The organism is Streptomyces sp. NPDC047014, assembly GCF_040644195.1.
GTDB lineage: Bacteria > Actinomycetota > Actinomycetes > Streptomycetales > Streptomycetaceae > Streptomyces.
Genome location: NZ_JBEYVX010000029.1, coordinates 17,027 through 35,068 on the forward strand (window position 1 = coordinate 17,027; position 18,042 = coordinate 35,068).

Here is an 18,042-nt window from a genome sequence, read left to right on the forward strand (position 1 = left end):
GGGAGGGCCAGTGCACCTCGAATACACGCCTGAGCAGCAGCGGTTGCGCGCCGAACTGCGCGCCTACTTCGCCGAGCTGGTACCGGAGGACGTCTACGCCCGCTACGAGGACCCGGCCGCGCAGAAACGCTTCTACCGGGAGACCATCCGCCGGCTCGGCGCCGACGGCTGGCTCGGGGTCGGCTGGCCGGAGCGGTACGGCGGGCGCGGTATGACCCCGATGGACCAGTTCATCTTCTTCGACGAGGCCGCGCAGGCGGTGGTGCCGCTGCCGCTGATGGCGCTGAACACGGTCGGGCCGACCCTGATGCAGTTCGGCACGGAGGAGCAGAAGGCGTACTTCCTGCCCCGGATCCTCTCCGGCGAGATCGACTTCGCCATCGGCTACAGCGAGCCCGACGCGGGCACCGACCTCGCCGCCCTCAAGTGCAAGGCGGTGCGCGAGGGCGACGAGGAGACCGGCACGTACGTCGTCAACGGCCAGAAGATCTGGACCACGAACGGCGACACCGCCGACTGGGTCTGGCTCGCGGTCCGCACCGACCCGGAGGCCCCGGCGCACAAGGGCATCACGATGCTCCTGGTCCCGACCTCGGACCCCGGCTACTCGTACACCCTGATCAACACCCTCGCCTCGCACGACACCACGGCCAGCTACTACGAGGACATCCGCGTCCCGGCGAGCCGCCGCGTCGGTCAGGAGAACAAGGGCTGGCGGCTGATCACCAACCAGCTCAACCACGAGCGCGTCACCCTGGCCGCCCACGGCACGATGGCCATCCGCGCCCTCCACGACGTCCAGCGCTGGGCGTCGGCGACCCGCCTCGCGGACGGCCGCCGGGTCATCGACCTCTCGTGGGTCCGCGGCCGCCTGGCCCGTACCCATGTCCGCCTGGACGCGATGAAGCTGCTCAACTGGCAGATGGTCAACGCGGTCGAGACGGGCACCCTCACCCCGCAGGACGCCTCGGCGGTCAAGGTCTACGGCTCGGAGGCCCGCCGCGACGCGTACGCCTGGCTCATGGAGGTCGTCGGCGCGGCGGGCCCGTTGAAGGACGGCTCGGCGGGCGCGGTCCTCCACGGCGAACTGGAACGCGGCTACCGCAGCGCGGTCATCTTCACCTTCGGCGGCGGCAACAACGAAATCCAACGCGAGATCATCTCCTGGCTGGGCCTGAGCATGCCCCGGGTCCGGCGTTAGTCCTCCTTCCGCTGGGGGCTGACCCGATACTGAGGGGCATGCCTGAGAGCGATGCGCCACGTACCGTCCCCACGCAAGAAGCGGAGCCCTGGGAGCCGACCGCCTCGGACCCGGTTCTCAGCACCTCCCCGGAACCCGGCACGCCGGGGAACGTCCCGCCCGGTGATGATCTCGATCTGCACATCGGCTGGGACCGCTTCGAGAGGCTTGTACTGAGCCTGGCCCGTGGGGTGCTGGGGCTCAGGGGGGTCAAGTTCCGCCGTTATGGGGTGCAGGGCCAGCCGCAGTACGGCATCGACCTCGCCGGCCGTGAACCGGACGGCGGTTACACCGTCATCCAGTGCAAGGAATACCGGACGTTCACCGCCGGTGACCTGCGCGCGGCGGTCGAGGTCTTCGCGACGGGGCGGCGCCCGTTCGGTGCGCGCCGTCTGATCGTCGCCACCTCGGCGGACACGCAGAGCACTCAGGTCGCCGAGGAACTGAGCAGGCTCCAAGGCGTGTACGACGATCTGGAGTTGGACCTGTGGGGCTCCGAGCAGCTCAACGAGCACCTGCGTTCCCAGGGCGATGTGGTCGCCCGGTTCTGGACCCGGGAGACGGCGGAGACCTTCTGTACGGGCGCACCTCCGGCCGGGGTTCCCGTGCCGCTGCCCGACCGGCAGGAGCAGGCGGAGAGGATTCTGATCGGGCCATTGCAGACCAGCGACGTGGCGCCGATCCTGCGCACGGCGGACGCCAAGCGCTCGACAGCGCCGGAGGAGTCCGCCCGGTCGTACGGCGAACTCGCGGACCGGCTCTACGACGCCGGTTTCCGGGGGCACGCCGTTGCCGTCCGGGCCAGGCAGCTCGACGCGCTCGTGGAGGCCCGGCTCGTTGACCAGGCCATCGATCTGGCAGCGCTTCTCGCGGTCACGGCTCTTCACCTGGGGGACCGGGAAGAGCCCCGCAGGCTCCTGCACCGGATCGAAAAACTGGCCTCCGAGGTGCGGGCCTCCGGCGCGGAGCTGTCAGCAGGTGCGCAGCGGCATGCGCGGCTGGTGAGTGCGGCGGTCGGAGGTGTCGTCCACCCGCTGGGTGACTTCGAGGCATTGCGGACCGTGCTGGAGGAGCCTGCGGACGCCCCGGCCTACCAGCCGCTGCTGGTACTCCTGCTCACCGAGCATCTGCTGGCCTCCGACCCCGGCCGGCTGCAAGGGCTGGACGCACTGATCGGAACGGCCGTCGCTCACGCCGACGCAGAACCGATCGCGAGGGTCACCGAAGACGCTGCGATCCGCTTGCGTCTGGTGCGTGCCGAGTACGACCTGGCCGAGCGCGCCGCACTGAAACGGCTGGCGCGGCGGCATCTGGTGTCCGGTCGGCACGCCGCTCTGATCAGCGCGCGTGAGGGGCGAAGGTGTGCCCTGGAGGGCCGGGCCGAGGAAGCAGTGGAGAGCTGGCGCGACGGCATCTACGACGCCATCCATGCCGGGCTGACCGAGGACGCGGCGGACTGGCTCTATGCGGTGCGTGGAGTGAACGTTCAATACGGCCCGCTGACCACGGAACTCGATGACGAGCATCGGCTGGCGCAGGCGCTGCGGGCGACGGAGAGGGGCCGTCTGCTCGACCGCGTGCGCTCCTTCCGGGAACACGCTCTGTCGGCCAAGGTGGATGGGAAGCTGGTTCAGGCGGCTCTGTCCGCACGGCGCTGGCACACGGACACGGTCATCACCGGAAGCTGGGCAAGCGAGATGGAGGCCCTGGAATTCCTCGGTGACCTCTACCGCGATTCCGGCGAACCCGCGCTGGCCGCCCAGTACTACCAGCGCTCGGGCAGGGCCAAGAAGCTCCAGAAGCTCGCGAAGACGGTGGGTGATCTTCTGCTGCCCATGGAACCGATCGCAGACGCCCCCTGGTGGGTCCTGCACGCCCGTGCGGCGCAGGCCGAGGCGCAGGCGGATCTGATCGACGACGAAAGGGCCGGCATCCTCCTGAGCGAGCTGACGGCCCTGGCCGAGCGCGGCAGGTCGGGTGAGCTCGTGGAGTCCCCCTTCTACAACCTCACCCATCAGGCCACTCGCAGCGCTTGCGCCCTGGCGGCGCGAGGAACGCCGGCGCAGGCGCTGGCCCTGCTCGACCTCCTGGCCTCGGATGTGCCACGCGGCCCCAACCAGTACAGGCACTCCGACGACTGCCACGCATCCGCCTGCGTCGCCATCGCCCAGGCTCACCCGGAGGTCGCACAGGCGGCCCTGGCTCGGCTCTTCGACCTTGCGGAAGGCGGGGCGCACAGGGCACTGGAACTGGTCGTGGAGGACGAGGTGGTCGAACTGCTGGCAGCGCGGCAGGAGGACGCCGAACCAGTCGGGGGAGCGGACGGCCCGGAAGCGGTGGCTCCCGACGGCTGGGCGGAACTGCGGGCGAGGGTCGGTCGTTTGGATGACCAGGGGCTGTACTTGGCCGATGTGGCTCGCACCCTCGTCGATCCGGGGCATCCGGCTGTGCGACAGCGCGCCGAGCAGGCGAAGGACCGCATTCTGCAGCGCCCCGACCCGGAACCGGGCCACACCGCGTTCGGCACCAGGCTGGTCACCGATGCCTACCTGGTCGGGTCCCTCGACGCCGCGTCCCGTACCGCGTGCCTCGACAAGCTGGTAGCCGTCGCGACGGATGCTCGTGAAGTGGCCGCGACCAGGCGCGACGCCCTTGTCGGTGTACGGAATCTGGTGGTCGATCTGCCCGTCGACGTCCAGCGGCGGGTGTTCGAGACGGCCAAGGGTTTTGTACGCGGCGAGCAGGCGGGCAGCCATCTGGACGGCGAGGTGACCGGCACACCGCACCCGCTCAGCTCCTTCAAGATCTCGATGGGGTCGGCTTCGCTGAGGGGTGAAGGGCTGCTGCTGGCCGCCGGGTCCGCCAGCACGCCGGAGGCCCACGTGTGGGTGCGCGAGCAGGCCATCGGCCTGCTGGCGGGCGACGATGCCTCCGAACTTCACGCTGCGGCATTGGCCCTTGGGCGCTTGCCCCGCGAGGCCGCCGCCGAGGTCGACGCCAACCTCATGCTGGCGCACGGCCATATCGGCGTCCGCCAGGCCGGCGCGGTGCTGTGCCTGGGGCACCCCACCCGCTATCGGGACACCGCCGTACGCCTGGCGCAGGAGGGCGACTACCGGCTGCGGCGTACGCTGGCGCAGATCGCGGCTGGGGCCGGTCCCGAGGTGTCCGAGTTGGCGGCCGAGATCCTGGACATCCTCAGGCGGGACCCTCGCCACAGCGTCCGGGTGGAGGCTTCCTGAGTGAGACGACGAGCGGTGAGTGGGCACGGTCGGGCCGGTTGCCCCGTCCAAAAGCAGGTGCGGACGGCCGGGCTGACGGGCAGCATGCCCGCATGTCCACCGAAGTCAGCGGGATGATCGAGTGCCGGCCGGGTGCGCGCCTCTGGGGCCCCGAGGACGAGGACTCCGTATGGCAGGCGGCCATCGACTGGCTCTTCTGAGCTCCGTTTGGCGGCGGAGCGGCGCTGCTCCAAGGGGAGGTGGACGTGGCCATCGAGCGCGATGTCATGCTCAATGAACTCGCCCAGGGCTCCACCCCATGGCCCAGGGCATGGCCTGGTTCGAGGCGCTCGGCCCGGCGGAGCAGTCCGAAGTGCTGTGGTTCCTGAGGCACCACTGTGTTCAGGCACGCGTCGTTGCCGAGGACGGGCCGGAAGGCATCCGCTGTGCTGGTCTGCGGCCCACGCACACACCGGCGGTACTGATCACACGTGGCCGGATCGACCAGCAGCTGGGGAAGATCTCCTCCCTGGCTCCCCGCGACGAACGGCGGAAGGCATTTCGGCTGCTGGTCGCGGTGCTCGCGATCGCTGACGGGCGGCGCCGGGAGCGGTGCTGCTCGGACGGGTGCGGGCACTGGTGGCACCAGCTGTCTGCTGGTGACTGATCCCGGGTGGTCGGTGCTTGAGGGAGGCGTTGGCTGCCGTGCTCAGGGGGTGGCGCGGAGGAGGACCAGGGAGCCTTCGTAGGTGGGCTGGTGGCGGAGGTGGGCGAATTCGGTGTCCCAGGTGCCCGATTCGAGGTCGGCGCGGAGGGTGGTGTCGAAGTGTTCGCGGACCCGGTCATCCGCGAAGCTCCAGGCCGAGGACGGCTGGCGGGCGGCCGGGTCCAGCAGGAGTTCGGGGCGGCCGTAGTACGCCTCGTTGAAGCCGTCGGTGCAGTCCAGGGGGATCGGTACGGGCGTGACCGTGCTGGTGCCGCCGAGGGCGGAGGTCAGTTCCGCGAGGGGTGGATGGCGTAGGGCCTCGGTGTCGAGGACTTCGGGGGCGTAGCGGTACAGCCAGAAGTCGCGTACGCGGAGGGGGTCGTGGGTGAGGATCACCACCGGGCCGCGCGTCACGCGGCGCAGCTCGCGCAGGTGGGTGGGGGTGTCCGGCCACTGGTGGAGGGTGGACAGCATGAGCGCCCCGTCGAACTGTCCATTGTGGAAGGGGAGTTCGGTGGTGGGGTGCCGCTGGGTGTGGGGCGGCCGCGGTGGCGGGGGGCTGAGGGAGGTGATGGTGCGGGCGGGGGTCTCGTAGGAGAGGGCGCCGGGGCCGACGTTGAGGACGGATCTGGCGTCGCCCAGGGCCTCGGCGACGTAGCGCGCGATGCGTTCGTCGGGGCGGAGGCGGGGGGAGTGGTGCGTGTGGGGGTCCCGGGTGAGTGTCGCCATGGGTTGCCTCGCCTCGTGAGCAGGGTGGAGGGCGCGGGGATCTCGTACGCCGACCGGTTGTGCCGGGTCGGCGTCGGCCTGCGGGGCCGCCGCTTCTGGTGACATCCTGCATCTGCGGGTGATATTCGACAATCTCCTGGCAAATACTTGGTTGATCGGACGATGTGGGTGGTGGGTGAGGGGGGCTTGGTTGGAGGTAGTGACAAGGTGGGGAGGGGTGAGATCGGGTGTCGGTGGTGGCCTGATGCGCCGTGGTGGGGGCTGAGGCTGCTGGCGCCTCTAGGGCGGGGCGTGTTGTGTCGCCGCCCGTGTTGGCCGCGCGGATCACTCTGGTCGCGTACGAGGTGGGCGGGCTCGGTGGTGACGTCCGTGGCGGTTTGTGGGTCGGGTGGGCGCTTTGGCCTTGCGGCTCGTAGCGGGGTGGTGCGGTGGGTCCTGCCGTGGGTGGCTCGCGCCGTTTGCTTCGGCTGGGGGCCCGGCCCGGCCGTAGGGGTGGAGTGGGCTGGCCCGGCTTCCGATGGTTTGTCCCCGGCAGCCGGGGCCGGTGCTTCACGTTCGGCTCCGCCGATCGCCGCATGCTGCCTTGGTCGGCGGGCGTTGTGCAGGGCGCCCGGGAACCGGTTCGGTGCTCCGGTGGCCGGGTTGGCCTTGCGGTTGGGGTGCGGGGTGGGGCGCTCGGCGGTGTTTGCTACGGAATCTCGACGGCTCGACCGGTTGGGGCCCGGGATGGCCGGTAGTTACGGTGCGGCCGCTTCCAGGGTGGTTACGTTGCCCGACATGACCGTGCGGATGTGGCGGGTGAGGTGGTCCAGGGGCCAGTCCCACCAGGCGACGGCCAGGAGGCGGGCGATGTCCGCCTCCGGGTAGCGGGTGCGGAGCAGGCGGGCCGGGTTGCCGCCGACGATGCCGTAGTCCGGGACGTCCTCGACGACCACGGAGCCGGCCGCGATGATCGCGCCGTGGCCGATGCGTACGCCCGGCATGACGGTAGCGCCGTGCCCGAACCAGACGTCGTGCCCCACGACCGTGTCGCCGCGCCCCGGCAGGCCCGTGATCAGGTCGGCGTGGTCGGACCAGGAGCCGCCCATGATGGGGAACGGGAAGGTGGAGGGGCCGTCCATGCGGTGGTTGGCGCCGTTCATGATGAACCGGACGCCGGTGCCCAGGGCGCAGAAGCTGCCGATGATCAGCTTTTCCGGCCCGTAGTGGTACAGCACGTTGCGTGTCTCGAAGGCGGTCGCGTCGTCCGGGTCGTCGTAGTACGAGTACGCGCCGACCTGGATCAGCGGCGATGTCACGAGCGGCTTGAGCAGCACCACGCGCGGCTGGCCGGGGATGGGGTGGAGGACGGAGGGGTCGGGGACCCCGGCGGGCATGTTCACGGCGGTATCACTTCCGGTGGTCGGCGGATGGCACCTCCATGATCGCGCTTGCGTCGTTCGGTCGGCCGGGGTCGGTGGGCGGGGGAGGGCGTGCGTGCCCGTCGCCGGGGGAGGGGGTTCGAGGTGGCGCGTACGGGTGCGGGTAAGGGTGGATCTCGTGCCGCGTGGCGGAGCGGTGGCGATACGGACCGCTGCGCTTTCCGAGAGGGAGGCCCCGGGGGCGGCAGCGAGACCGTGGCCCCGGGGGCCAGCCGTACCTCGCGTGCTGCGGTGGCGTACGGCCCGAAGCGGCGAAGGGTTGTCCGGGGTCCGGCTGAACCCGCCCTTGGCGTTGCAGGGGCGCGGGGCCAGCCGGAGGCCCAGCCGCCGCCCTCGGCACCGGCCACCCTGCGCGCACGCGCTGGTCTGGTCGGGGGAGGGAGTGAACGGCACGGTCATGACGTCGGCCGTGCGTGCGGCCAGGGGTGTCCGCTGTGCGCGGCGCGGGGATGTGTGGCTGGGGGGTGTTGGCAGGGGTCGGGGATACGTCGACCCGTGCCTGCGCATGCGTGGTGGTCCGGTAGTGGGGATGCGGTGAGCGGCGCGGTCGTGGCGGCGGCTGTGCATGAGGCGCAGGGGCGACCCCTGGCCCTGCAAGGCGCGGCGATAGCCGGGCCCGGGGCGGGGCGGCCGGTCGCGGCGTCGGTTGTGCGTGCGGCTCGGGGGCTTCTGCACGTGGTGCGGGACGGCGTGGCGGCGTGCGTGGCCGGGTAGGGCGCGGCGGCCGGGGCACGTCGAGTCGGTCCGGTCGGGGTCGGGGGGCGGCGCGATCAAGACCTCGGTCGTACGTGTGGCCAGGGGCCTCCGTCGCGCACGACGCGCGACTGTATGGCGCGGCGGTGTGCGTGACTGCGTGGGGTGTCGGGCGGGGTCGGAGATACCTGGCCCGTGCCCCGCGCGCGTGGGGGAGCGGCGGGGTCATGACGTCGGCTGTGCGCGCGGCGGGGTGTCCGGTGCGCACGGCATGGCGGGGGACGGCGTGGTGCGTGGCTGGCTGGGGCGCGGCAGGCGGGGCCGGGTCGGTCGGGGGCGTGGGTGAGCGGCATCGTTACGACGTCGGGTGTGTTTGCGGCCAGGGGCGTCCGCTGTCTACGGCGCGGGGGAGGGCGGGGGTGGCCGGGGAGACCCCCGGCCTGTGTCTCACGCCTGCGTGGTCGTCTGAGCCGGACGGAGGCGCCGCTCGAAGGGAAAGCCCCGTGCTCGCGCGTGTGGCAGTTCGGCAGGGGCGGGGATGAGCGGAGCGGTCGTGACGTCGGTCATGCGTGCGGCCAGGGGGCTTCCGCCGGGCCCGGCGTGCCGCGGCGGTGGCCCGGGCGGGGTGATCCGGTCGGGGCGGCGGGGGAGCGGCGCGGTCGTGGCGTCCGGCGTGCGTGCGGCCTGTCTGCCGGGTACGGCGTGGTGCGGCGTCGCGGGTCACCGAACGGGCGCGCTGCGGCCGGGGAGGCCCCGTCCGGGGACCCGCTGGGCGCGGGCTCAAGGCTCCTGACCCGTCCCGGCCGGGGCCCGACCGTGCGGGCTCGGGCTCCTGGCCCACCGGGGTCACGGCGGTCGGGGTGGGTGGGGGCCGGCCGTGCGGGCTGAGGGCTCTCCTGGCCCGTCTTGGCCGAGGGCCCGACCGTGCCGGTTCGGGCTCCTGGCCCGTCGGGGCCGCGGCGGGGTCGGGGTGGGTGGGGGCTGGCTGTGCGGACTCAGGGTTCTCCTGGCTCGTCTTGCTCGTCTTGGCCGGAGGCTCGACCGTGCGGGTTCGGACTCCTGGACCCGGGGCCACAGCGGTCGGGTTGGGCGGGACCCGATCGTGCGGGCTCAGGGTTCTCCTGGCCTGTCTTGGCCAGAGGGCGACCGTGCGGGTTCGGGCTCCTGGCCTATCGGGGTCACGGCGGTCGGGGTGGGTGGGGGCCGGCTGTGCGGGGTGAGGGCTCCCCTGGCCCGTCTTGGCCGGGGTTCGACTGTGCGGGGCTCAGGGCTCTCCTGGTCCGTCCCGGCCGGGGCCCGACCGTGTGGTTCGGGTTCCTGGCCCAGCGGCGCCACGGCGGTCGGGGTGGGTGGGGGCCGGCCGTGCGGGCTCAGGGGCCTCCTCGTGGGGAGGCTCGATCAGTGCTCGTAGCCCCGGGGTGGCGCGGCGGCGGAGGGGGTCAGGATTCCTGGCCCGTGGCTGCCAGGACGATTTCGCGGATGGTTACCTCGGGGGGCTGGTGGTAGGCGTACGCGATGGCCTCGGCCACCACCTCCGGGGGCAGGGCGCCGCCCGCCGATTCCTTCCATGCCTGGTAGTCGGACTTGATCTGCTCGTCCGTGGTGTGGGAGAGGAGTTCCGTCTCCACCGCGCCCGGTGCGATCGTCACCACGCGGACGCCCGCCGGGGCGACCTCCTCGCGCAGGTTCTCCGACATCGCGTGCACCGCGAACTTCGTGCCGACGTACGCCGTGTGGTTCGGGAAGGTCTTGCGGCCCGCGACGGAGCTGACGTTGATGATCGTGCCGGCGCCGCGGGCGAGCATGCCCGGGAGTACGGCGTGGATGCCGTACAGCACCCCCTTGACGTTCACGTCGATCATCCGGTCCCACTCCTCGGGGTCCTGGTCCGCGACGCGGCTCAGGAGCATCGCCCCGGCGTTGTTGACCAGGGCGTCCGTGGGTCCGTACTCCTCCTCCGCCTCCCGGACGGCCGACGCGAACGCCTCCCGGTCGGTGACGTCGACCTTGCGGCAGAGGGACTTCGGCAGGTCCAGCGCCTCCAGCCGTTCCAGCCTGCGGGCCAGGAGCAGCAGCGGGTGGCCCTGCGACGAGAGCAGCCGGGCGGTGGCCGCGCCGATGCCGGAGGCGGCGCCGGTGATGACGATCAGGGGCGTTGAGGGCGTTGAGGGCGTCGAGGGCGGGGGCGGCTTCATGGGCTCGGACACGAGGGGCCTCTCCGGCGGGCGGCATGACATGGCTGGCAGGGGCGTGCCCCCGGGAAGCGGGAGCCCCGGGGACCAGCAGAGCACGGCACGGCCTCGCCCGCGCGCCGGTTACGGCGCGGGGAGGACGACCGCCGGGTAGTCCTCGCGGTACGAGTCGCCGGCCGCGCCGTCGGCGCCGTAGTACGTGCAGGTACGCGCCGCCGTGTCCACCTCGTACCGGACGACCCCCGCGGCCCAGCAGCTCCGTACGAACTCGGGGAAGGTGGACAGGCCCGCCTGGTCGGCGCGCAGGGCGGCCACGAGGGCGGTGCGGTCGAAGGGGGCCGCGTCGGCGAAACCGCTGATCAGCGGCTCTCCCTGGACGGCCACGTTCCCGTGCTCGGTCAGGTAGAGGAAGGCGTTGGAGGGGACGGCCATCCGGCAGTGCGTGACCCCGGCCTGGCGCAGGCTCTCGGCCAAGTACGGGAAGCCGCCGACCTGCGGGCGGAGGGCGGCGCCGCGGTCCATCGCGGCGCGGAGGCGGTCTATGGCCGTGGCCCCGGTGGTGGTCGTGTCCGTCGGGTTCGTCATGGTGGTCTCCGTAGGTTTCAGAGAGATGCGGGTGGTGCGGTCGTGCGCGGGGTCCCGGGACGGGGACGCCGCGGCGAATCTGTCACCATGATGACAAATGGACAACGTGTTGTCGAATGGGAGAGGTGGAGAACGGCGGATGGCGGAGGAACTGGCCCTGCTCGTGGCCGACGTCTTCGAGGCGGCGGGCGCGCTGCGCCGTGCCGGTGAGGCGCTCGCGGCGGCGGAGGGGCAGACGCAGGCGCGGTGGCAGCTGATGAGCGTGGTCAGCGAGGAGGCCCTGCCGGTGGCGCGGGCCGCGCGGCGGCTGGGCGTCGCCCGTCAGGGGGTGCAGCGCATCGCCAACGAGCTGGTCAAGGACGGCCTCGCGGAGCTGCGGGAGAACCCCGACCACCGCACCTCGCCGCTGCTCGGCCTGACCGGGGCGGGGAGCCGTACGCTCGCGGCGATCACGGGGCGCGCGGAGGCGGCGCACGGGGTGATGGGGGCGGGGCTGGCGGAGGCAGATGTGGCGGAGGTGCGCGCGCTGCTGCGGCGGCTCACGCGGCAGGCCGATGCGTGGACGGACTCGGCGGCGGAGCGGCCCGCCGGGTAGGGGCGGCGGGCCGGGGGCGGGTGCGGCGGGTGCGGTGGCCGTCAGAGGTAACTGCCGCTGCCGTAGGGGGCGTACAGGTCGAGGAGGCGGATGCGGGTCGCGTGGAGGCGGTGGGCGAGCACCTGTCCGACCCATTGCCCTACGGTCGTGCCGAAGCGGGGGTCCGCGTCCATCAGCGCGCGGACCCGCGCGGCCTCGAACTCGTACGCGCGCACGGGGGTCATGGCTTCGGCGCCCAGGCGCCACACGTACGGGCGGAACAGCCAGGAGCAGCCGACGAGTTGGCCGGTCGCCAGGTTCTCGACGACCGCCGCGCGGCGGCCGGGCACGTGGACGTCGAGGGTGACGGTGCCCGAGCGGATGATCCAGAAGCGGTCGGCGTGGCCGCCTTCGCGGAAGAGGCGGGTGCCTTCGGGGAGGTTGACCTCGCGGGCCGACTGCATGAGGCGGGAACGGTGTCCTACGGACAGTGCCGCGGCGATACGGGTGGGCGTGCGGGTGCTCATGGGGGCCTCCAGGTCCGAGTCCGGCCGTCTCCGGCCCCCAGTCTCGGCGCCGGCCCCCGGCCGGGGGCAGGGCCCTCCGGCCCCCTCAGGAGGGCCGACCGGCCTGCGCGTGCCGCGGCGGCGCAGGCGGCCCGGGCAGGCCGCCCGCCTGCTGCCGCGGGGCACGGTTCGGCGGCTGGCCAACTCCCCGGCCACGAGGCCGGCCCCGGGCCGTCCGGCCGTCCCTGCGGTGCGCCGGGGGCGGGCTCGCGGATCCGCGGTGCGTGGGCTGCCCCTGCGGGGGACGGCACGTAGAGACCAGCCCTGGTGGGCGACGGTGCGTGCGGACCGAGCCCTGGCTGGCGTCGGCGCGACGGGCGGAATGCCGCTGCGTGAGCTGCGCCAGCACGGCCGCACCCCCGCGATGCCTTCGCTGGACCCGACCAGCCGAACCGCACCGAACCGGACCGGAGGGGCAGCGGCTCAGTCCACGTCCACATGCACGCTCGTCGACTTCACGCGGGCCACCGCCCGGACCCCGACCGCCAGGCCCAGTTCCTCGACCGCCTCGCGCGTCAGCAGCGACACCACCCGGTGGGGGCCCGCCTGGATCTCGACCTGGGCGGCGACCTCGCCGAGCGTCACCGCCGTGACGATCCCCGGCAGGGCGTTGCGGACCGACGTGACTGGCTCGGCCTCGTCCTCCCCGGCCTCCCGGGCGAGCTCCACGCAGAACGCGGCCAGGTCCCGGCCCTCGACCATCCGCCGGGTGCCGTCCCGCCGCGTCGGGAAGCGGCCCGCGTCGGCCCAGCGGCGGGCGGTGTCGGTGCTGACGCGGAGGAGCTGGGCGGCTTCGCCGATGGTGTAGAGCTGCACGCCGCAACTCTATGCCGCCCGGTCCCGCCGCCGAAGCCCCGCCGGCCGCCCCCACCTCGGTACGCTGAACCCGCCGGGGCGTCCACGACGGGGAGGCGGCGGGATGACCGACAACACGGCCGGATCCGAGGGTCGACCCGACCTGCACGCTGCGGGCGCCGCAGGCGGGCCCGACCCGTGCGGGGCCGGGCCCGGAGGCCGGCCCCAACCGAGTACGGCGGGGTCTGTCGGTCGGCTCGACCCGCCCGCCACCGGCACCGGAACTCCGCCCGTCGTGAGCACGGCGGGTGAGGTAGACCTGGCCGATCCGAGCGCAGCGGGTATCGGAAGCGGGCCAGACCCGAGCCCCGCCGGGCTCGGAGGCAGGCCGGACCCGACCGCGTCCGGTGCTGAGGACCCGCCCGCCCCGAGCCCGGCGGCGCCCGGGGGCGCTTCCGGCCCGGATGCCTCCGGTACCGCAGAGCCGCCCCATCCGACCGCGGCCGGGCCTACAGACCCGCTCGACCCGAGCGCGGCAGCGCCTGGAGGTCGAACCGATCCGACCGCGGCCGGGCCCGCAGACCCGCTCGGCCCGAGTGCGGCAGCGTCTGGAGGCCGAGCCGATCCGAGCGCGGCCGGGGTCAAAGTCCCGCCCACCCCGGACGTCACCGCGGACCGAGGCCGACGCGGCCCCGCCCCGGCCGCGCCCGGAGGTGCGCCCGACCCCGGGCTCTACGGGCCCGACTCCGTCACCTGGCAGTGCCATGGGGATCCCATGATGTGGGTCGCCGGGGTGCGGGCGCTCTATCTGCAGGCGCTGCATCCCCGGGCCGTGCGTGGCGTCATGGAGAACTCCGACTTCCGGCGGGACGCCTGGGGGAGGTTGCTGCGGACCGCCGACTTCGTCGGGACCGTGACCTACGGGACCTCCCAGGCCGCCGAGCAGGCCGGGCGGCGCGTGCGCGGGATTCACCGGCGGCTGTCCGCCACCGACCCCGACACCGGCCAGGGGTTCGCCGTCGACGATCCCGAGCTGCTGCTGTGGATCCACTGCGCGCAGATCGACAGCTTCCTGCACGTCCTGCGCCGCTCCGGCCTGCGCCTCACCCCCGCCCAGGCCGACCGCTACGTCGACGAGAACCGCGTCAACGCCCGCCTCGTCGGCCTCGACCCCGCCACCGTGCCCGCCGACACCGCTCAGCTCGCCGCCTACTTCGACGAGGTCCGCCCCGCGCTCACCGCCGGCCCCGACGCCCGCGCCGTCGACGACTTCCTGCGCGGCCCGCCCGTCCCTGCCCTCCTCGTGCCTGGCCGAAACCTGCTGTGGCGTCCCGTGGCCGACCTCGCCTACGGAGCCCTGCCCGCGTGGGCGCACCAGCTGTACGGGCGGCCCGCCCCCGCCCCGCGCGGTGTCACCCGGCGCCTGCGCCTCACCGGGCGCGTCCTGCGCAGCATTCCCGCAGGTCTGCGCTGGAAGCTCCCGCCAGGTCACATCTTGAGAGCGATGCGCCGCATGGGCCCCGGGAGCCGCCCCTCTCCGTACACACTGCGTACATCAGCGGCCATACTGGACCGGCCGGGGAGGGCGTAGCACGACAACGGGGGCGACTTTAAGACATGGCGGAGTCCAGACTGATCCAGGGCCGGTACCGGTCGCTCGATCTGATCGGGCGCGGCGGCATGGGCGAGGTGTGGCGCGCCCGGGACGAGTCGCTGGGCCGCCAGGTCGCCGTGAAGTGCCTCAAGCCGATCGGCTCCGACCAGGACGCCCACTTCACCCAGGTGCTCCGCGAGCGGTTCCGCCGCGAGGCGCGCGTGGCCGCCTCCCTCCAGCACCGCGGGGTGACCGTCGTCCACGACTTCGGTGACGACAGCGCCGCCGGCGGCCCCCTCTACCTCGTCATGGAACTGCTCGAAGGCCGCAATCTCAGCCAGCTGATGGAGGACAACGCCACCCGCCCCCTCCCCGTGGACGTGGTCGTCGACATCGCCGAGCAGATGGCCGCCGCCCTCGGCTACACCCACGACCAGGGCGTCGTCCACCGCGACCTGAAACCGGCCAACATCATGCGGCTGACCGACGGCACCGTGAAGATCTGCGACTTCGGCATCGCCCGCCTCGCCCACGACATCGGCTTCACCGCCAAGCTCACCGGCGGTGGCATGGCCATGGGCACCCCGCACTACATGTCCCCCGAGCAGATCGCCGGCGGCGAGGTCGACCACCGCAGCGACCTCTACTCCCTCGGCTGCGTCCTGTACGAGATCGCCACCGGGGCCCCGCCCTTCGACCTCGGGGACTCCTGGTCGGTGCTGGTCGGCCACCGGGACAACGCGCCCGTGCCGCTGCGCGAGCACCGCCCCGAACTGCCCGGCTACTTCGAGCGGGTGGTCCTCGACCTGCTCGCCAAGCACCCCGAGGACCGGCCCGGCGACGCCCGCCACGTGCACCGCAGGCTGGTCGAGGCCCGGCTCGGCCCCGGCGGGCTGCCCGGGGCCCAGCCGCCGCTGCCCGCCTGGGCCCGCGGTATGACCGCCGGCCGCAAGGCCGGGCTCGACGCCCGCCCCGCCAGCGGCGAATGGGCCGTGCTCACGGGCGCGTGGACCGCCGCGCGCCCCGGCGGCGTCCCCGGCTCCGTGCCCGGCCGCCCCGCCACCCCGTCCGCCGGCGCCACCATCGCCCGCCCGCTGCCCGCCGAGGACCCCCGCCTCACCGCCGTGTACGGCGTACCGCGCCCCTCCGGCCCGCGCCAGAGCGGCCCCGAGGCGCTGGCCGCCGGGCACGCCCGCGCCTACGCGCTCAGCCGTTCGGGCCGGCCGCAGGAGGCCCTGGCCGGGTACACCGCCGTGGCCGAGGGACGCACCCGGGTGCTCGGCGCGGACCACCCCGACACCCTCGCCGCCCGTCAGGAGACCGCGTACGAACTGGGCCGCCTCGGCCGCCACCAGGAGGCGTACGACGTCTACCGGGCGGTGCTCGTCGCCCGCGAGCGGTCCACGGGCCCGCTCCACCCCGACACCCTGCGCTGCCGCCACAACCTGGCCTGCGCGCTCGGCGCCCTCGGCCGCGACGCGGAGGCCCACGCCACCGCCGCCGCGGCCGCCGCCGACCGGGCGGCCGTCCTCGGCGAGGAGCACGCGGACACCCTGCTCACCCGGTACGAGGCCGCCTACGCGCTCGGCCGCCTGGAGCGCTGGCAGGAGGCACTGGCCGCCTTCCACGAGGTCGCCCTCGTCCGGGAACGCGTCCTCGGCCGCGACCACCCCGACACCCTGGCCGCCCGCTACGAGGTCGGCATCGCGCTCGGCCGCACCGGGAACAGCGCCCAGGCCCTCGACCTGTTCCGGGTCCTGGTCCGCGACCGCACCCGCGCCTACGGGGCCACCGACCCCGAGACCCTGCGCGCCCGGCATGTCCTGGGGGTCAACCTCGGCCGCCTGGAACGCTGGGAGGAGGCCGTCGCGGAGGCCCGCCGGGTGAGCGCCGTCCGGGCCCAGGTGCTGGGCGCCGAGCACCCGGACACCTTGGTCAGCCGCCGGGAGGTCGCCGTCGGCCTGGGCCGGCTGGGCCGCTGGGAGGAGGCGCTGCCCATCTACCGGGACCTGTCGGGCATCCGCGAGCGCTCCCTCGGCGACGAGCACCCCGACACCGCGCTCGCCCACGCCGACGAGGCGCACTGTCTGGAGCGGCTCGGCCAGGTGTGCTACCAAGAGCCATGACCGCCATCAGGGGCTCCCAAGGGTTCGGGCACGACGTGTACGACGACGTGATCGTCGGCGGCGGGCACAACGGCCTGGTGGCCGCCGCCTATCTGGCCCGTGCGGGCCGCTCGGTTCTCGTCCTCGAAAGACTCGGCACCACCGGCGGCGCGGCGATCTCCAGCCGCCCCTTCACCGGGGTCGACGCCCGCCTCTCCCGCTACTCCTACCTGGTCTCCCTGCTCCCGGAGAAGATCGTCCGCGATCTCGGCCTGCGCTTCTCGGTCCGCCGGCGCACGGTCTCCTCGTACACCCCGACCGATCGCGGCGGCCGCCCCGGCGGGCTGCTCGTCGGGGGCGGGGAGCGGCGCACCCGGGAGTCCTTCGCCCGGCTGACCGGCTCGGAGCGGGAGTACGAGAGCTGGCGTGAGTTCTACGCGACCACCGGGCGGGTGGCCCGCGCGGTGTTCCCGACCCTCACCGAGCCGCTGCCCACCCGGGAGGCGCTGCGGGCCCGGATCGACGACGAGGCCGCCTGGCGGATGCTCTTCGAGGAGCCCCTGGGGCAGGCCGTGGAGCGGCGGTTCGCCGACGACCTGGTGCGCGGGGTGGTCCTCACCGACGGGCTGATCGGCACCTTCGCCGGGGCCCACGACCCCTCGCTCCTCCAGAACCGCTGCTTCCTCTACCACGTCATCGGCGGCGGAACCGGCGACTGGGACGTCCCCGTCGGCGGCATGGGCGCCCTGACGGACGCCCTCGCGGCGGCGGCACGCGACGCCGGGGCGGAGATCGCCACCGGCCACGAGGTGCTGCGGATCGACACGGACGGCACCGCTCCGGCCGAGGTGTTCTTCCGTACGGCCACCGGCGAGGGCCGCGTCGTCGGCCGCACGGTGCTGGTCAACGCCTCCCCGCAGGCGCTCACCGAACTCCTCGGCGGGAGCCCGGCCGAGGGCCCGGCCCCCGAGGGCGCCCAGCTCAAGGTCAATATGCTGCTGCGCCGGCTGCCCCGGCTGCGGGACACCGCCGTCGACCCGCGCGAGGCGTTCGGCGGCACCTTCCACATCGCGGAGGGCTACGAGGAGCTCGCCCGCGCCCACGCGGAGGCCAGTGCGGGCGAACTGCCCTCCGTACCGCCCTCGGAGATCTACTGCCACTCGCTGGCCGATCCGACGATCCTGGGGCCGGAACTGGTCGAGCAGGGCTACCAGACGCTCACCCTCTTCGGGCTGCACACCCCCGCCCGGCTGTTCCAGAAGGACAACCAGCAGGCCCGCGAGGTGCTGCTGACCGCCACCCTCGCGCAGCTCGACGCGCATCTGGCCGAACCACTCACCGACTGCCTCGCCTTCGACGCCGACGGCAGGCCCTGCATCGAGGCGAAGACCCCGCTGGACCTGGAACGCGAACTGCGGCTGCCCGGCGGGCACATCTTCCACCGGGACCTCTCCTGGCCCTACGCCGACGGCGCCGGGAGCGGCCGCTGGGGCGTGGAGACGGCCCACCGCAACGTCCTGCTGTGCGGGGCGGGCGCGGTCCGCGGCGGCGGCGTCAGCGGGGTCCCCGGCCACAACGCGGCGATGGCGGCGCTCGGCCGCTGATGCGGCGGCGTGCGGCA

At 73.6% G+C, this 18,042-nt stretch carries 12 protein-coding genes and 1 pseudogene; 7 read left to right on the forward strand and 6 right to left on the reverse strand.

The genetic code is table 11. From position 1 onward, the window contains the following. The first annotated feature begins 10 nt into the window (after positions 1-10). From ABZ873_RS18135 to ABZ873_RS18145, 3 genes are all read left to right on the forward strand, one after another. Positions 11-1,201 carry an acyl-CoA dehydrogenase family protein gene (locus ABZ873_RS18135; RefSeq protein WP_360872453.1) on the forward strand — a complete coding sequence of 397 codons (1,191 nt, stop codon included), beginning with the start codon at positions 11-13 and terminating at the stop codon, positions 1,199-1,201. Between the two features lie 38 nt (positions 1,202-1,239). After that, complete coding sequence (locus ABZ873_RS18140) at positions 1,240-4,482, forward strand: hypothetical protein (RefSeq protein ID WP_360872456.1); 3,243 nt, start codon at positions 1,240-1,242, stop codon at positions 4,480-4,482. Positions 4,483-4,780: 298 nt separating this feature from the next. Beyond that, positions 4,781-5,128, forward strand: coding sequence for a DUF5958 family protein (locus ABZ873_RS18145; protein ID WP_360872459.1), 348 nt, complete (start codon positions 4,781-4,783; stop codon positions 5,126-5,128). Between the two features lie 42 nt (positions 5,129-5,170). Here the strand turns inward: ABZ873_RS18145 and ABZ873_RS18150 are convergent, their stop codons facing one another. From ABZ873_RS18150 to ABZ873_RS18165, 4 genes are all read right to left on the reverse strand, one after another. Further along, positions 5,171-5,896, reverse strand: a complete 726-nt coding sequence (locus ABZ873_RS18150) for a methyltransferase domain-containing protein (protein ID WP_360872462.1) — start codon at positions 5,894-5,896, stop codon at positions 5,171-5,173. 737 nt (positions 5,897-6,633) lie between these two features. Then, positions 6,634-7,272 carry a CatB-related O-acetyltransferase gene (locus ABZ873_RS18155; protein ID WP_360872577.1) on the reverse strand — a complete coding sequence of 213 codons (639 nt, stop codon included), beginning with the start codon at positions 7,270-7,272 and terminating at the stop codon, positions 6,634-6,636. Positions 7,273-9,449: 2,177 nt separating this feature from the next. Beyond that, a complete protein-coding gene (locus ABZ873_RS18160; protein WP_360872465.1) occupies positions 9,450-10,217 on the reverse strand; it encodes an SDR family oxidoreductase in 768 nt (255 codons plus the stop codon). Positions 10,218-10,325: 108 nt separating this feature from the next. Next, complete coding sequence (locus tag ABZ873_RS18165; protein ID WP_360872468.1) at positions 10,326-10,787, reverse strand: DUF1398 family protein; 462 nt, start codon at positions 10,785-10,787, stop codon at positions 10,326-10,328. A 139-nt stretch (positions 10,788-10,926) separates the two neighbouring features. On the opposite strand from ABZ873_RS18165, the gene ABZ873_RS18170 reads away from it, so the two are divergent. Further along, positions 10,927-11,382, forward strand: coding sequence for a helix-turn-helix domain-containing protein (locus ABZ873_RS18170; protein WP_360872471.1), 456 nt, complete (start codon positions 10,927-10,929; stop codon positions 11,380-11,382). 41 nt (positions 11,383-11,423) lie between these two features. Here ABZ873_RS18170 and ABZ873_RS18175 read toward each other — a convergent pair whose 3' ends face one another. Together ABZ873_RS18175 and ABZ873_RS18180 are read right to left on the reverse strand one after the other, a co-directional pair. Next, positions 11,424-11,888: a cyclic nucleotide-binding domain-containing protein gene (locus ABZ873_RS18175; RefSeq protein ID WP_360872474.1), complete on the reverse strand. Its 465-nt coding sequence runs from the start codon at positions 11,886-11,888 to the stop codon at positions 11,424-11,426. A gap of 462 nt (positions 11,889-12,350) precedes the next feature. Next, a complete protein-coding gene (locus tag ABZ873_RS18180) occupies positions 12,351-12,743 on the reverse strand; it encodes a TOBE domain-containing protein (RefSeq protein WP_360872477.1) in 393 nt (130 codons plus the stop codon). 700 nt (positions 12,744-13,443) lie between these two features. Here ABZ873_RS18180 and ABZ873_RS18185 point away from each other — a divergent pair. The 3 genes and pseudogenes from ABZ873_RS18185 to ABZ873_RS18195 form a co-directional block, all read left to right on the forward strand. Further along, positions 13,444-14,313 (forward strand): annotated as a pseudogene (locus tag ABZ873_RS18185) (oxygenase MpaB family protein); the annotation flags it as partial. A 26-nt stretch (positions 14,314-14,339) separates the two neighbouring features. Continuing rightward, the gene (locus ABZ873_RS18190) at positions 14,340-16,442 is read left to right on the forward strand and encodes a tetratricopeptide repeat protein (protein ID WP_360872480.1); all 2,103 of its coding nucleotides are present in this window, start codon (positions 14,340-14,342) and stop codon (positions 16,440-16,442) included. Further along, entirely contained in the window at positions 16,439-18,025 is a 1,587-nt protein-coding gene (locus ABZ873_RS18195) for an NAD(P)/FAD-dependent oxidoreductase (protein WP_360872483.1), read from the forward strand. The genes ABZ873_RS18190 and ABZ873_RS18195 overlap by 4 nt, the downstream gene beginning before the upstream one ends. Positions 18,026-18,042: the final 17 nt, after the last annotated feature.

What these genes read in the sequence shown, in the direction of transcription:
- ABZ873_RS18190 (WP_360872480.1), top strand. Translation starts at nt 14,340, where the DNA reads ATGGCGGAGTCCAGACTGATCCAGGGCCGGTACCGGTCGCTCGATCTG.
- ABZ873_RS18175 (WP_360872474.1), bottom strand. Translation starts at nt 11,888, where the DNA reads ATGAGCACCCGCACGCCCACCCGTATCGCCGCGGCACTGTCCGTAGGA.
- ABZ873_RS18140 (WP_360872456.1), top strand. Translation starts at nt 1,240, where the DNA reads ATGCCTGAGAGCGATGCGCCACGTACCGTCCCCACGCAAGAAGCGGAG.
- ABZ873_RS18150 (WP_360872462.1), bottom strand. Translation starts at nt 5,896, where the DNA reads ATGGCGACACTCACCCGGGACCCCCACACGCACCACTCCCCCCGCCTC.
- ABZ873_RS18155 (WP_360872577.1), bottom strand. Translation starts at nt 7,272, where the DNA reads ATGCCCGCCGGGGTCCCCGACCCCTCCGTCCTCCACCCCATCCCCGGC.
- ABZ873_RS18195 (WP_360872483.1), top strand. Translation starts at nt 16,439, where the DNA reads ATGACCGCCATCAGGGGCTCCCAAGGGTTCGGGCACGACGTGTACGAC.
- ABZ873_RS18170 (WP_360872471.1), top strand. Translation starts at nt 10,927, where the DNA reads ATGGCGGAGGAACTGGCCCTGCTCGTGGCCGACGTCTTCGAGGCGGCG.
- ABZ873_RS18145 (WP_360872459.1), top strand. Translation starts at nt 4,781, where the DNA reads ATGGCCCAGGGCATGGCCTGGTTCGAGGCGCTCGGCCCGGCGGAGCAG.
- ABZ873_RS18165 (WP_360872468.1), bottom strand. Translation starts at nt 10,787, where the DNA reads ATGACGAACCCGACGGACACGACCACCACCGGGGCCACGGCCATAGAC.